11 protein-coding genes are annotated in these 14,286 nt (G+C 74.1%); 10 read left to right on the top strand and 1 reads right to left on the bottom strand.

Annotated elements, in window-relative coordinates; genetic code table 11:
* Positions 1 to 8: 8 nt before the first annotated feature.
* On the bottom strand, positions 9 to 1,979 hold the full coding sequence (locus tag RTG05_RS00815) for a methyl-accepting chemotaxis protein (RefSeq protein ID WP_315912190.1): 1,971 nt from the start codon (positions 1,977 to 1,979) through the stop codon (positions 9 to 11).
* A gap of 238 nt (positions 1,980 to 2,217) precedes the next feature.
* Here RTG05_RS00815 and RTG05_RS00810 point away from each other — a divergent pair, with 238 nt between their 5' ends.
* From RTG05_RS00810 to RTG05_RS00765, 10 genes are all read left to right on the top strand, one after another.
* A complete protein-coding gene (locus RTG05_RS00810; protein ID WP_166527049.1) occupies positions 2,218 to 3,681 on the top strand; it encodes a uracil-xanthine permease family protein in 1,464 nt (487 codons plus the stop codon).
* Positions 3,678 to 4,553, top strand: a complete 876-nt coding sequence (locus tag RTG05_RS00805) for an FAD binding domain-containing protein (RefSeq protein ID WP_166527048.1) — start codon at positions 3,678 to 3,680, stop codon at positions 4,551 to 4,553. The genes RTG05_RS00810 and RTG05_RS00805 overlap by 4 nt, the downstream gene beginning before the upstream one ends.
* Positions 4,550 to 5,074, top strand: a complete 525-nt coding sequence (locus RTG05_RS00800) for a (2Fe-2S)-binding protein (RefSeq protein ID WP_166527047.1) — start codon at positions 4,550 to 4,552, stop codon at positions 5,072 to 5,074. The genes RTG05_RS00805 and RTG05_RS00800 overlap by 4 nt, the downstream gene beginning before the upstream one ends.
* Positions 5,071 to 7,485: an aerobic carbon-monoxide dehydrogenase large subunit gene (gene cutA, locus RTG05_RS00795; protein ID WP_166527046.1), complete on the top strand. Its 2,415-nt coding sequence runs from the start codon at positions 5,071 to 5,073 to the stop codon at positions 7,483 to 7,485. The genes RTG05_RS00800 and cutA overlap by 4 nt, the downstream gene beginning before the upstream one ends.
* Positions 7,482 to 8,129, top strand: coding sequence for an SRPBCC family protein (locus RTG05_RS00790; RefSeq protein ID WP_166527045.1), 648 nt, complete (start codon positions 7,482 to 7,484; stop codon positions 8,127 to 8,129). Before cutA ends, RTG05_RS00790 begins: the two co-directional genes overlap by 4 nt.
* A 114-nt stretch (positions 8,130 to 8,243) precedes the next feature.
* Positions 8,244 to 9,095 carry a DUF4240 domain-containing protein gene (locus tag RTG05_RS00785; protein ID WP_208104727.1) on the top strand — a complete coding sequence of 284 codons (852 nt, stop codon included), beginning with the start codon at positions 8,244 to 8,246 and terminating at the stop codon, positions 9,093 to 9,095.
* 341 nt (positions 9,096 to 9,436) lie between these two features.
* Positions 9,437 to 10,363, top strand: a complete 927-nt coding sequence (locus RTG05_RS00780) for an IclR family transcriptional regulator (RefSeq protein ID WP_315912187.1) — start codon at positions 9,437 to 9,439, stop codon at positions 10,361 to 10,363.
* A gap of 4 nt (positions 10,364 to 10,367) precedes the next feature.
* Positions 10,368 to 11,795, top strand: a complete 1,428-nt coding sequence (locus tag RTG05_RS00775) for an aldehyde dehydrogenase family protein (RefSeq protein ID WP_208104726.1) — start codon at positions 10,368 to 10,370, stop codon at positions 11,793 to 11,795.
* The gene (locus RTG05_RS00770) at positions 11,792 to 13,279 is read left to right on the top strand and encodes a sugar ABC transporter ATP-binding protein (RefSeq protein ID WP_166527043.1); all 1,488 of its coding nucleotides are present in this window, start codon (positions 11,792 to 11,794) and stop codon (positions 13,277 to 13,279) included. Before RTG05_RS00775 ends, RTG05_RS00770 begins: the two co-directional genes overlap by 4 nt.
* A complete protein-coding gene (locus RTG05_RS00765) occupies positions 13,276 to 14,286 on the top strand; it encodes an ABC transporter permease (RefSeq protein ID WP_166527042.1) in 1,011 nt (336 codons plus the stop codon). The genes RTG05_RS00770 and RTG05_RS00765 overlap by 4 nt, the downstream gene beginning before the upstream one ends.

Below are 14,286 nucleotides of genomic sequence, written 5' to 3'. Positions count from 1 at the left end.
CCGGGCGCTCACCGGGCCAGCTGGAAGCGGGCCACCAGGGCGCCGAGCTGGTCGGCGGTGCCGGTGAGGTCGTCGGCGGCGGCGCGCAGTCGCTGGGCCGACCCGCTGGTGGACTCCACCGCGGTGGTGATGCCGTCGATGGTGACGGTCATGCCCGAGGAGCTGCCGGCCGCCTCCACCACGGAGCGGTTCATCTCCGCGGTGGTCGCCGTCTGCTCCTCCACCGCCGAGGCGATGGTGGTCTGGAAGTCGTCGATCTGCCCGATGATCGACGAGATCTGCCCGATGGCCTCCACCGCCTGGGTGGAGTCGGCCTGGATGGCGGTGATCCGCCCGGAGATCTCCGTGGTGGCCCGGGCCGTCTCCTGGGCCAGCTCCTTGACCTCGTTGGCGACGACGGCGAAGCCCTTGCCCGCCTCACCGGCGCGGGCGGCCTCGATGGTGGCGTTGAGCGCCAGCAGGTTGGTCTGCTCGGCGATCGCGGTGATGGTCCGGACCACGCTGGCGATCTGCACCGAGGACTCCCCCAGCTTCGCGACGGTCGCGTTGGTCGAGCCGGCGACGTCCACGGCCTGCCCGGCCACCCGGGCGGCCTGGGCGGCGTTCTGGCTGATCTCCCGGACCGAGGCGCCCATCTGCTCCCCGCCGGCGGCCACCGTCTGCACGCAGCCGGCCACCTGACCGGCCACCGCCGACACCTGCCGGGTGGCGGCCGAGCCGGTGGCCGCGTCGGCGGCGACCCGGTCGGCCAGCGCCAGCAGCCCGGCGGAGGAGGCGGACAGGCCGGCGGCGGTGTCCCGCGTGGCGGCGAGCACCCGGGTCAGGTCGTCGAGGCTGACGTTCAGCGCCGCGGACAGCTGACCCACCTCGTCGCCGGAGGTGACCGGCAGCCGTCCGGTGAGGTCGCCCTGCGAGACCCGCTCCAGGACGGCGGCCGCCCGGCGCAGCGGCCGGGCGATCGCCCCGGCGATCCGCACGGTGGCCAGGCCGACGGCCACCGCGGCCAGCCCGGCGACGGCGAGGATGGCCGACAGCAGCGAGGCGGCCGGCGCCGCCGCCTCGCCGGCGTCCTGGCGCATCAGGACCCCCCAGCCGTAGCCGGCGAAGCCCAGCGCGCCGGTGGACGCGGCGTAGCCGTGCACCTGGTCGGTGCCGCCGGCATCGGGATAGGGGGCCTGGCCCGACCCGGACTCACCCCGGGCCAGCGCGACGGCGGCGGGGAGGCCGGCGGCGGCGAGGTCCGCGCCGTCGGCGCCGTCGGCGCCGGGCCCCTCGAGCACCACGCCGTCGCCGCGCAGCACCTGGCCGGCCACGGTGGCCAGGCCGCGCTCCTGCAGCTTGCCGACCTGCTCGTCGAGGACCTGGCCGACCACCCGGTCCCAGGACGTGAGGTTGACCCACACCCGCACCGGCCGGCCCGTCTCGTCGAACACCGGGGCGGCAAAGGCCAGGGACAGCACGTCCCGCCCGGTCGCCGCGGTCACCAGCGGCTCCACCGCGGCGTCGCCGTAGTACGTCGCCCCCCGCTGCAGCGCGAGCGCCCCGGTGAACCAGTCGGCGCCGGCGACGCTGGTCCCGACCAGCCCCTCGGTGCGCACCTGCCCGCCGTCGCCGGTCAGCGTGTTGGTCGCCACCACCGTGCCGTCGAGGTCCGCGACGAGCAGCACGTCGTAGATGCCGTAGGCCTTGCTGTAGAAGTCCGCCGCCGCCTGCACGGTGGCGGCGTCGCCCCGCGCGGCCGGGTTGAAGGCGAAGGCCTGCACGTCGCCGTACCGCTCGAACAGGTTCCGGTCGATCTTGTCGATCGTGGACACCGCCTCGCTCTGCAGCAGGTCGCCGGCCGCCGCCCGCCAGTCCCCGCTGGCCTTGCGGTGGGCGACCACGCCGAGGACCGCGACGGGCACCAGGACCAGGACGACGACCAGCACGGTGAGCCGGGTGCGCAGGGAGGCACTCCGCGGACGGCGGGGGAGGGGCACGGCGCCTCGTCTCGGGGGTCAGCGGGAGAGCCGTGGTGCCGGCCCCGGCGCTGCTGCGGTGGAGTGACTCCATCCTCGGCGGGCCCGAGGCCGTTCCTGACCCACCCCGGCGTCCGGCCTCAACACACGCCGACGCAACGACGATTTAGCACTGAGGTACTTCCGCCCCCCGGTCGGGCGTGTCACATTGGCCCGCCTGGGGCCGGGCACGTCCCCGGGGCAGGTCGAGGAGGCGGGCATGGCGTTCGGCTGGAAGCTCTACGGGGACGGCAAGACCCCGCCGCTGGGCGAGGCGGTGGCCCCCGACGAGCGGCTGTCCTGGCCGCGGACCGCCGGCATCGGCGCGCAGCACGTGGTCGCCATGTTCGGCGCCACCTTCGTCTTCCCGATCATCATGGGGCTGGACGCCAACCTCGCGATCATGATGAGCGGCGTCGCGACGATCATCTTCCTGCTCGTCGTGAAGAACCGGGTGCCCAGCTACCTGGGCACCAGCGCGGCGTTCGTCGGTGGCGTGGCGGCGATCCGGGCCAACGGCGGCGACTCCGGCGACGTGGTCGGGGCCCTGCTGGTCGCCGGCGTGGTGCTGGCGCTGGTCGGCGTGCTCATCCACGTCGCCGGCCTGGGCGTCATCAACCGGGTGTTGCCCCCAGCGGTCACCGGCGCGGTGGTCATGCTCATCGGCTTCAACCTGGCCCCGGTGGCCGCCAGCACGTACTGGCCGCAGGACCAGTGGGTGGCCCTGGCCACGATGACCTTCGTCATCGTCGCCTCGCTGGCGCTGCGCGGCTTCCTCGCCCGCATCTCGATCCTGCTCGGGCTGGTCTTCGGCTACCTGCTGTCGGTCCTGCTCGACGTGACCGCCGGGCCGATCACCTCACCGGGGCCGACGGGCGAGGTGTCCACCCGCGACCGGATCAGCTTCGACTCCGTGGCCGCCGCGGACTGGTTCGGCCTGCCCGACCTCACCGCCCCCTCCTTCTCGCTGAACTACAGCCTGCTGGTCGTCCCCGCCGTCATCGCCCTGGTCGCGGAGAACGTCGGCCACGTCAAGGCGGTCGCGGAGATGACCCGGCGCGACCTGGACCCGATGATGGGCCGGGCCGTCATGGCCGACGGCGTGGCCACCGTCGTCGCCACCTCGGTCGGTGGCTCCCCCACGACCACCTACGCCGAGAACATCGGCGTCATGGCCGCCACCCGCGTCTACTCGACCGCGGCCTACTACGTGGCGGCGGTCGTGGCGATCCTGCTCGGGCTCATCCCGAAGTTCGGCGCGCTGATCAACATCGTCCCCGGCGGGGTGCTTGGCGGGATCACCGTCGTCCTCTACGGGATGATCGGCCTGCTCGGCGCCAAGATCTGGAAGGAGAACCGGGTCGACTTCGCCAACCCGATCAACCTGGTGCCGCTGGCCGCCGGGATCATCATCGGGATCGGCAACGTCACCCTGGTCTTCAGCGACGAGTACGTGCTCAACGGCATCGCGCTGGGCTCCATCGTCGCCGTCCTGGCCTGGCACCTGGCCCGGGCGCTGGCCCCGGCGGACATGAGGGCCGCGCTGCAGCGCGAGGGCACGCACCCCGCGGCGGGCACCACCTTCGGCCACGCCCACGGGGCCGACCCGTCGTCGGTCGACGAGGGGGGCCGCCCGGGTGTCCCCGGCACGCGGACGCCGGGAGAGGGCACCCTGGAGCGGTGAAGCCCGCCCCCTTCCGGTACGCCGACCCCGGCTCGGTCGCCGAGGCGCTCGAGGTGCTCGCCGCCGAGGAGGGTGCCAAGGTGCTCGCCGGCGGCCAGTCGCTGCTGCCGCTGCTGTCGATGCGGCTCGCCGCGCCCGCGGTGCTGGTCGACCTGAACCGGGTGCCCGGCCTGGACGCCGTCGAGGCAACCGCGGACGGCGTGCGGGTCGGGGCGCTGGTCCGGCACGCGGGGCTGCTGGCCCACGCCGGGGCCGCAGAGGTGCAGCCCCTGCTGACCCGGGCGACGGCCAACGTCGCCCACCCGGCGATCCGCAACCGGGGCACCACGGTCGGCTCCATCGCGCACGCCGACCCCTCCGGGGAGATGACCGCGGTGCTCGCGCTGACCGGCGGCTCGGTCACCGTGGCCGAGCCGTCCGGGGAGCGCACCGTCGGCTGGCGGGACCTGTTCGTCGGCCCGCTGGAGACCTCGCTGTCGGCCGCCGCCGTGGTCACCTCCGCCTGGTTCCCCGCGCTGCCGCCGCGGTCGGGCACCGCCTTCGCCGAGGTGTCCCGCCGCCGGGGCGACTACGCGGTGTGCGGCGGGGGTGTCGTCGTCACCCTGGACGCCGACCGCCGCGTCGCCGCCGTCCGCGCCGCCTACGTCTCCGTGGGCCTGGTCCCCGAGGTGCACGACCTCACCGAGGCGGTGGCCGGGTCGCCGGTGGAGGACGCCGACTGGGCGGCCGCCGGCGCGCTGGCCCGCACGCTGGTCGACCCGGACGGCGACCTGCACGCCAGCGCGGACTACCGCCGGCTGCTGGTCGGCGTGCTGACCGAGCGGACGCTGGCCACCGCCGGTGCCGAGGCCGCCGCCAGGGCCGCCGCGTGAGCACTGCTCCCGACGCCGAGCGCACCGTCCGGCTGACCGTGAACGGCGTCCCGCGGGAGGCCACCGTGCCGGTGCGCCGGGTGCTGGCCGACGCGCTGCGCGACGACCTCGGCCTGACCGGCACGCACGTCGGCTGCGCGCACGGGGTGTGCGGCTCGTGCACCGTGCTGGTCGACGGCGACCCGGTGCGCTCCTGCCTGGTGCTCGCCGTGCAGGTCCACGGCGCCGCGGTCACCACGGTGGAGGGGCTGGCCCGCGACGACGGGCGGGGCGGGCAGGTGCTGCACCCGGTGCAGGAGGCGTTCCGCGAGTGCCACGCGCTGCAGTGCGGCTTCTGCACCCCTGGCTTCCTGGTCACCATCGCCGCCGGGTTGGAGGCCCGCGACCGGTCGGCGGAGATCACCGACGAGGACGTCGAGGACCTCGTGGGCGGCAACCTCTGCCGGTGCACCGGCTACGCGAACATCAAGAAGGCCGTGCGGCACGCGGCGGCGACGATGCGGGAGGGGGAACGGCCGTGACGACCAAGCTGTTCGGTGAGCCGGTCCGCCGGCGGGAGGACGCGCGGCTGGTCACCGGCCGCGGCCGCTACCTCGACGACATCGGCGCGGGCGCGCTCGCCGCCGCGTTCGTGCGCAGCCCGCACGCGCACGCCCGCGTGCTCGACGTCGACGTGGACGCCGCCCTCGACGTCGAGGGCCTGGTCGCGGTCTACACCTACGAGGACCTCACCGGCCCGCTGGCCGAGCCGCTGCCGGTGCTCATACCGCACCCGCAGCTGCACGCGCCGCGGACCGGCTACCCGCTGGCCAACGGCGAGGTCAACCACGTCGGTGAGCCGGTGGTCATGGTGGTCGCCACCGACCGGTACGTCGCCGAGGACGCCGCCGAGCGGATCGTAGTCACCTACGAGGAGCTGCCCGCGGTCGTCGGGGTGGACGCCGCCCGCGCGGCGCGGGCCTGCGTGCACGAGGAGATCCCGGACAACGTCGCCGCCGTCCACCACCAGGAGACCGGGGACGTCGAGGGGGCACTGCGCCGCTCAGGCCGGACGCTGTCGTTCACCCAGTACGTCGAGCGCAGCGCGTGCATGCCGCTGGAGGGCAAGGGCGTGCACGCCCGCTGGGACGCCGACGACTCCTCGCTGCGGGTGCACACCAGCACCCAGGCCTCCACCTCGGTGCGGGCGGCGATCGCGGCGAAGCTGCAGCTCCCGCTGGACCAGGTGGAGGTGGTCGCCCCGGACGTCGGCGGCGGCTTCGGCGTGAAGATCGTGCACCCGTGGCCGGAGGAGCTGCTGGTGCCGATGGCCGCGATCGCGCTCGGCCGCGAGGTGAAGTGGGCCGAGGACCGCCGCGAGCACTTCATCTCCAGCGCCCACGAGCGCCAGCAGCGGCAGGAGGTCCGCGTCGGGTTCGACGACGACGGCCGGCTCACCGCGCTGGACGTGCACATCTGGCACGACAACGGCGCGTACACGCCCTACGGGATCATCGTGCCGATCGTGACCGCCACCCAGCTGGTCGGCCCGTACGTGGTCCCGACGTACCGGGTGCGGGTGGAGAGCGTCTACACGAACACGGTCATCGTCACCCCCTACCGCGGGGCCGGTCGGCCGCAGGGCTGCTTCGCGATGGAGCGGACGATGGACCGCATCGCCGACGTCCTCGGCCTGGACCGCGCCGAGGTCCGCCGGCGCAACCTGATCACCCCGGACCAGTTCCCCTACGACCACCACCTCACGTTCCAGGACGGCCGGCCGGTGGTCTACGACTCCGGCGACTACCCAGGGCTCCTCGGGAAGCTCGAGGCGCTGGTCGGCTGGTCCACGGTCGAGGAGCTGCGGGCCGACGCCGCGGCACGCGGGAAGCTGCTCGGCGCCGGGATGGCGCTGTACGTCGAGGGCACCGGGCCCGGCCCGTACGAGGGCGGCCACGTGCAGGTGCTGGGCAGCGGCAAGGTGCTGGTGTCGACCGGCCTGACCAGCCAAGGCCAGGGGCACGAGACGGTGTTCGCCCAGATCGTGGCCTCCGAGCTCGGGGTGCCGATCGAGGACGTCGAGGTGACCACCGGCGACACCCGCCGCTTCGGCTACGCGGTGGGCACCTTCGCCTCCCGCGCGGCGGTGATGAGCGGCAACGCGGTGGCGCTGGCCGCCCGCGGGGTGCGGGCCAAGGCACTGCGGATCGCCGCGGAGGTGCTGGAGGCCGAGCCGGACGACCTGGAGATCGACGAGGGCGTGGTGCAGGTGCGCGGCACGCCGGGGGCGTCGATCCCGCTGCGCACGGTTGCGGTGCTGTCCAACCCGCTGCGCTACGCCTTCGACGAGGCGGCGAAGCAGGCCACCCAGTTCGCCACGCACGACGACTCGAGGCCGCCGGTGGCCCCCGGGGACGCGCCGGGCCTGGAGCACCGCGACTACTTCTCCCCGCTGCGCTCGACGTTCGCCTCCGGCGCGCACGCGGCGGTCGTGGAGGTCGACCCGCAGACGTGGGAGATCGACGTCGTCACCTACGCGGTGGTGCACGACTGCGGCAACGTGGTGAACCCGATGATCGTCGAGGGGCAGGTGCACGGCGGCGTGGCGCAGGGCGTGGGCGGGGCGCTGTACGAGCGGATGGCCTACGACGCCGACGGGCAGCTGCAGAACGCCTCGTTCATGGACTTCCTGATGCCCTACGCCTCCGAGGTGCCCGACGTTGTGATCGACCACCAGCAGACGCCCTCGCCGCTCAACCCGCTGGGCATCAAGGGCGCCGGCGAGGCCGGGGTCATCCCGGGGTCGGCGGCGCTGGCGTCGGCCATCGAGGACGCGGTGGGCCGGCGGATCACCTCGATGCCGATCTCCCCCACCGAGCTGTACGACCTGGTGCGCTCGGAGACCGCGGAGCGGACGGCGGCGTCGCTGCGCCGGGCGGGGGCCCCGGCGTGAAGCTGGACGGCTCCGCGGTGCTGCACGCCGACCCCGAGCGGGTGTGGGCGGTGCTCACCGACCCGGAGGTGCTGGCGCGCACCATCCCGGGGTGCCAGACGCTCGAGGCGGTGGGTGAGGACTCCTACCGGCTGGACGTGTCGGCCGGCGTGGGCGCGATCCGCGGGACCTACGCCGGGGAGGTGCACCTGACCGACCAGCAGCCGCCGACGTCCTACGTGATGCACGCGTCCGGCGCCGGGGCCCCGGGGCAGGTGCGGGCCACGGTGCGCATCGAGCTGGCGCCGGCCGAGGACTCCTCGACCGTGCTGACCTGGTCGGCCGACGCGGTGGTGGGCGGCCCGGTGGCCGGGGTGGGGCAGCGGATGATCAGCGGCGTGGCCAAGCGGACGGCCGCGCAGTTCTTCACCGCGGTGGACGCCGAGCTGACCGGCACCGTCGTGCCGATCGCGTCGGCCCCGTCGGCGGCCGCGGCGGCCCGGACGGACGCCGGGGCGCCCGAACCGCGGGTGTTCACCGGACGCGCCGGCGTCCCCGCGGGAACGCCCGGCGACCTGCGCACCCTGGCGCTGGGCGCCGTCGGCGGCAGTCTGCTCACTCTGGTCGGCGTCGCTGTCGGCTGGCTGCTGGGTCGCCGCGCCTGATGCCCCGCCTGCGCCCCGGGTCGCTCAGGTGGACCCCGTCCGTCGCGACGGGTAGGCCGGTCCCCGTGGTCACGGATCCGCTCGGACACCGGGTCCCGTCCGTAGCCTGCGGGCGTGCACGTCGAGGAGTTCTGGGCGCTGATCGATGCCGCGCGCGCCGGCCTCGACACCACTGACCCCCCGTCGGCTGTCGAGGAGCAGGTCGACGCCCTACGCGTCCTGCTCGACGACCTCACCGACGCCCGCTTGCTGGCCTTCCAGCAGCGGGTCTCCGAGCAGACCGCCCGGGCGGACGACTGGCGGCTGTGGGCGGCCGGCTACCTGGCTGCGGGCGGGATGAGCGACGACGCGTTCGACGACTTCCGGCTCTGGCTGGTCCTCCAGGGCCGGGAGACGTTCGAACGCCTGCTCACCCGTCCCGATCTCCTGGCCGACGTGCCCTGGGACGACGGGGGCGGAGCCTTCTCCGCGGCTGAGGAGCTCGGCCACCTGGTCGAGGAGATCCTGAGGGGCCGCGGCACCGATGCCGGCGACGCCCTGGTCCCGGCCGCCCCGGCCAGCCGACCGTGCCGGGATCCCTTCGACGAACAGGACGACGAGTGGTCCAGCCGGGTGTTCCCCCGGTTGTCGGCCCGTCTGGCTGTGGCGGCCGACGCGCTGGGCCACCACCCCGACCCGTCCCCGACCGCAGGTGACGTCCCGGACCTGCCCACGACACCGCGGGACGCGGGGTTCCCGCAGGCCGTCGAACCAGTGGAGCCCCTGCTGGCGGCCGCCCTGTACGAGCGCGGACACCTGCACCCGCACGACCGTCCCATGCTGGCGGCCCACTGGCTGGCGGAGGACCGCGGCGGCGAGGCCGTCCTGGAACTGGCCTCGATGCGCGGCCACGAACCCGACACCGCGGCGGCCGCGCACGGCGCCGACCCCCCGGAGGAGCGCGGCGCGGTGATCGGCTGGTCGTAGCTGCGGTCGTCGACGGACAGCGGACGTCGACGACCGCAGCTGTGGCGGTGGTCGAGGACCGACACACAGTCGTCCGACTCTGGGCCGGCGCGGCCTCCACAAGGGTTCGCCGACCGGCGGGTCATCCTCCGACGCCTGGTCGGCCGTGGGGTCGGCCGCACGCGCCCACGCGCACCCGACCGACCTGTGAGGGGGACCGCCGCCCGCGGCACCACCGGCCGGGCCAACGGGTCGCCGTCCTCGCTCTCCGCCGCTCCTGCGGTGTCCCGCCCGGCCCGCGACCTCCCGCACCGCCTGCGGCGCTTCCTCGGCTGCACGCGGGCAATCGCGACGGATGGATCTTGACGGCCCGTTATGAGCTGTGCCACAGTCCACATCAGTCGAAATACTCGAAAGAAGTTCGAGAAACTCGAATGCACAACACCGGGGTATCGCAGAGCGTCGAGCGGGCCTTCGAGCTGCTGGAGCACGTCGCAGCCGCCGGCCCGGCGGGCATCTCCTTGGCTGACCTCGCGGCGACGGTGCCGACCGCCAAGAGCACCACCCACCGTTACGCCGCGACGCTGCTCCAGATCGGGGTCCTGGAGCGCGCACCGATGGGCCGCCTGCGCCTGGGACTGGGCCTGGTGACCCTCGCCAGCTCCTATCTCGCCGACCACGACGTGCGCGCAGCGGCTGAACCGGCTCTGCGCCAGTTGGTCGAGCTGACGAACGAGACGGTGCACCTGGGCGTCCCGTCGGGGTCCGACATCGTCTACATCGCCAAGGTCGAGAGCCCGCAGTCCGTCCGCCTGGTCTCGCGGGTGGGTGCCCGCGTCGCCATGCACTGCAGCGCCATGGGCAAGACCGTGCTGGCCCACCTCTCCCCCCAGCGTCGGGCCGAGCTCCTGACCGAGCCGCTGCCCCTCCGCACCGAACGGACGCTGGTCGGCGACGCCCTGCTGGAGGAGCTGCAGCGTGTGCGAGCGCAGGGGTTCGCCATCGACGACGAGGAGAACGAGCTGGGCGTGCGGTGCCTCGGGGTGCCGATCCTCGACGCTGACGGCGAACCGGTCGCCGCAGTCAGCATCTCGGCGCCCGCGTCACGGATGAGTCACGAGAAGTACTGCGCCATCGCCGCGCAGGTCCGCTCGATCGTGGCCGGCATCCCGCTCACCGGGGGGCTCGCGCCCACCCCGGTCCACCACCTGGCCGATCGACCGGTGGGCGCACGTCTGCGTCCCGCCGCCGCTGTGAGCACCGCTGCCGCGGTCACCGACGAGGAGTAGAGCCATGACGATGCTCAGCGAGGGCGCTGCGATCGACGACGTCAGCCCCCTGGAGATCACGAACCCCGCGAACGGCGCCGTCCTGGGCGAGATGCCGGTCGCCACCCCCGAGCAGCGACAGGCGGCCGTCGACGGCGCGCAGCACGGTCGCCGCGCCATGGCGGCCATGGCGCCGCACGAGCGGGCCGGGTTGCTGCTGCGCATCGCGCAGGCCGTCGAGGAGCGCGGCGAGGAACTCAGCACGCTGCTGGCCGCGGAGAACGGCAAGCCGATCCGGCAGACCCGCGAGGAGGTGAAGGCGGCGGTGCGGATCTTCCGCGGCTTCGCCGCCGAGGCCACCCGCGTCTTCGGCCGCCAGATCCCGCTCGGCGCCGTGCCGGGATTGGAGCGCCACCTGGCCGTCACCGTCCGCGGGCCCGTGGGCGTGGTGGCCGCGGTGGTGCCCTTCAACTACCCCGTCGAGCTGTACGCGCACAAGGCCGCCGCCGCCCTCGCCGGCGGCAACGCGGTGCTGGTCAAGCCACCGGAGAAGTGCCCGCTCGCTCTGCTGGAGATCGCCCGCATCGTCGAGGAGGCGGGCGCCCCGCCCGGAGCGCACCAGGTGGTCACCGGTGGCGCCGACGCGGCGCGCTTCCTGGCCAGCAGCCCGGGCATCCAGCTGGTGAGCCTCACCGGGAGCACCGACGCCGGGCGGGCACTGGCGGCCCTGGCCGCCGACACGCTCAAGAAGCTGCACCTGGAGCTGGGCGGCAACGACGCGATGATCGTCTGCGCCGACGCCGACCTCGAGAAGGCCGCCGAGGCCGTCGTCCTCGGTCGGCTGGCACGCGGCAACGGGCAGATCTGCTGCGCGGTGAAGCGCGTGTACGTCGACCGCCGCGTGCACGACGACTTCGCCGACGCCCTGCGCGCCCGGGCGACCGGGCTCGTCGTCGCGGACCAGTTGGACGAGGGCACCGACGTCGGTCCGCTGATCACCCGGGACGCCGCCGTCACGGTCGAGCTGGCGGTGAGCCAGGCGCTGAATCGAGGTGCCCGCCGCCTGGTCGGCGGCGACCGGGACGGTGCCTTCTTCCACCCCACCGTGCTGGTCGACGTCACCCCCGACGAGGAGAGCGTCGCCGAGGAGGTCTTCGGCCCGGTCGTGCCGCTGCTGCGGGTCGAGGACCCGGAGTCCGCCGTCGAGCTGACCAACGACTCCCCCTACGGGTTGCAGGCTGCCGTCTTCACGCGGGACGTGCAGCGGGCCTTCTCGCTGGCGTCCCGGCTCGAGGTCGGCAGCGTCGTCATCAACGGCTCGACGGCACTGCGGGCGGAGAACCTGCCCTTCGGCGGCGGGAAGATGACCGGCGGGGCGCGCGAGGGCCTGCACGACACGCTGCTGGACATGACCGAGCAGAAGAACATCATCGTGATGGACGCCCTCTCGTGAGGCTCGTCGTCGAGGACGTGCACAAGTCCTACGCGGGCGTCGAGGTGCTGCACGGGATCACCCTGGACGGGCACGCCGGCGAGGTGCTGGCCATCTCCGGCGCCAACGGCGCGGGCAAGTCCACGCTGATCAACATCCTGTCCGGCGCCACGCCGCTGGACCGGGGTCGGATCAGCATCGACGGCCACCCCGTGGTGCTGCGCAGCCCGCACGACGCCCACTCCGCCGGGATCCGGACGGTGCACCAGGAGCTGAGTCTCGTCCCGCAGGTCAGCATCACCGAGAACCTGCTGCTGGGCGAGTTGCCCACCCGCCGGTCCGGCGTGGTCGACTGGCGGGCGGCGCACGCCCGGGCCCGCGAGCTGCTCACGCGTGTCGGCTTCGGCGACGTGGACCCCCGGCGGGCCCTCAGCGAGCTCTCCGTCGCCCAGCAGCAGCTCGTCGAGATCGCCAAGGCGCTCACCTCGGAGCCGAGGGTCCTCATCCTCGACGAACCGTCCGCCGTGCTCGCGGGGGAACACCTGGACCGGTTGTTCGAGGTCGTCGACGACCTCCGGCGCCGCGGCGTGCTGGTGCTCTACGTCTCCCACCGGCTGGGCGAGGTGATGCAGCTGGCCGACCGGGTGAGCGTCATCAAGGACGGGCGGCTGGTCTCGACCGTGCCGACCGCCGAGACGAGCGAGGACGAGATCGTCCGCGCGATGGCCGGCCGACGCCTCGACCAGGTCTACCCGGATCGTGACCGCGCGGCGGGGGCCCCGGTGCTCCGCGTGCGTGGCCTCACCCGCACGGGCGCCTTCGAGGACGTCACGCTCACCGTGGGGGAGGGCGAGGTCGTGGGCGTCTTCGGCCTGGTCGGCAGCGGGCGCAGCGAGGTCGCGCACTGCATCTTCGGTGCCGAGCCCGCGACGTCGGGCACCGTGGAGGTCGGCGGCTCACCGGTGGTGCTGCGCTCCCCGCGCCAGGCCATCGCCGCAGGCGTCGCGCTGGTGACGGAGGACCGCAAGCGCACCGGTCTGGTGCTGCCGATGACGGTGCAGGACAACACCACGCTGGCGACCATGCGGGCCGTGCGCCGCCGCGGGCTGCTCGACCGCCGCCGCCAGCGGGCCGTGGTCGACGACGCGGTCCGCCGGCTGGACGTCCGCCCGGCCCGCCCGACGATGCCCGTGGTGCAGCTCAGCGGCGGGAACCAGCAGAAGGTCGTCCTCGCCAAGTGGCTGCTCACCCAGCCGCGGGTGCTCATCCTCGACGAGCCGACCCGCGGGGTGGACATGGCCGCACGGGTGGAGATCTACCGGCTGATCGACGAGCAGACGCGGTCCGGGCTGGGGGTCCTGTTGATCTCCTCGGACCTCACCGAGGTGCTGGGCGCCAGCGACCGCGTGCTCGTCATGCACGAGGGCCGCGTGGTGGGCGAGCGCCGGCCCGACGACACCGACGAGGACGAGCTCCTCGCGCTGGCCGTGGGGGTGGCGGCATGAGCGAGAGCACCGCAGTCCGCGTCGAGGTCGACAGCGCGGACCCGTCCGCCCGCCGGCGGTCGCCGTGGCAGGTCCTCGCCACGAACCGCTCCGTCGTCGTGAACGGGACCTTCGTCGCCGTGTTCGTGGTGGGCGTGGTGCTCGCCGCGTCGACGAGCGAGGTGTTCCTCAGCCAGGCGAACCTCACCAACCTCGTCCGGCAGATGGTCACCACCGGGTTGCTCAGCGCCGGTCTGCTCGTCGTCATCCTCACCGGCGGCATCGACCTGTCGGTCGGGTCGGTCGTCGGCCTGTGCGGTCTGCTGTTCGCCGGGCTGGTGTCCGGGCTCCCGCTGCCGCTGGCCCTGCTGCTCGCGCTCTGCGCCGGGGTGGCGGTCGGGCTGGTCAACGGCACGCTCGTCGCCCGCTTCGGCCTGGCGCCCTTCGTCGTCACGCTGGCCGCGCTGACGACGGTGCGGGGGCTGACCTACGTGTACTCCGAGACGCCGATCACCCCCGAGTCACCGGCGTTCCTCGTCCTCGGCTCCGCGTCCGTGGGGCCGCTCCCGCTGGCCGCCCTGGTCATGGTCGCCGTCTTCGCGCTGATCTGGGTGCTGCTCGCCCGCACCCCGGCCGGTCGCGCCCTGTTCGCCATCGGGGGCAACCGGGAGGCGGTGCGCCTGGCCGGCATCGACGTGCGCCGCCACCTGGTGCTGGCCTACGCGATCAGCGGGGCGTGTGCGGCACTGGCCGGCGTCATCCTGGCCTCCCGCGTCGGGATCGCCCAGCCGAGCGTGGGCGTCGGCTTCGAGCTCGATGCCATCGCGGCCTGCGTGATCGGCGGCGCCAGCCTCGCCGGGGGGCGCGGCAGCATCTGGGCCACCCTCGGCGGCGTCGTCCTGCTCGCGCTGATCGACAACCTGCTGAACCTCTACGACGTGCAGAGCTTCTGGCAGCAGGTGCTCAAGGGCTTGATCATCATCGGCGTCATCCTGCTGCGCCGCGGCGAGCAGGTGCGGTCGCCATGA

It is taken from the genome of Geodermatophilus sp. DSM 44513 (assembly GCF_032460525.1).
In the GTDB taxonomy this organism is placed as follows: Bacteria; Actinomycetota; Actinomycetes; order Mycobacteriales; family Geodermatophilaceae; genus Geodermatophilus.
Note: the sequence above shows the minus strand (reverse complement) of the source record. Positions and strands in the feature narration are given on the sequence as shown.

Excerpts from the sequence above, each read along its gene's own strand:
- RTG05_RS00775 (WP_208104726.1), top strand. The coding sequence starts at position 10,368 with ATGACGATGCTCAGCGAGGGCGCTGCGATCGACGACGTCAGCCCCCTG.
- RTG05_RS00765 (WP_166527042.1), top strand. The coding sequence starts at position 13,276 with ATGAGCGAGAGCACCGCAGTCCGCGTCGAGGTCGACAGCGCGGACCCG.
- RTG05_RS00810 (WP_166527049.1), top strand. The coding sequence starts at position 2,218 with ATGGCGTTCGGCTGGAAGCTCTACGGGGACGGCAAGACCCCGCCGCTG.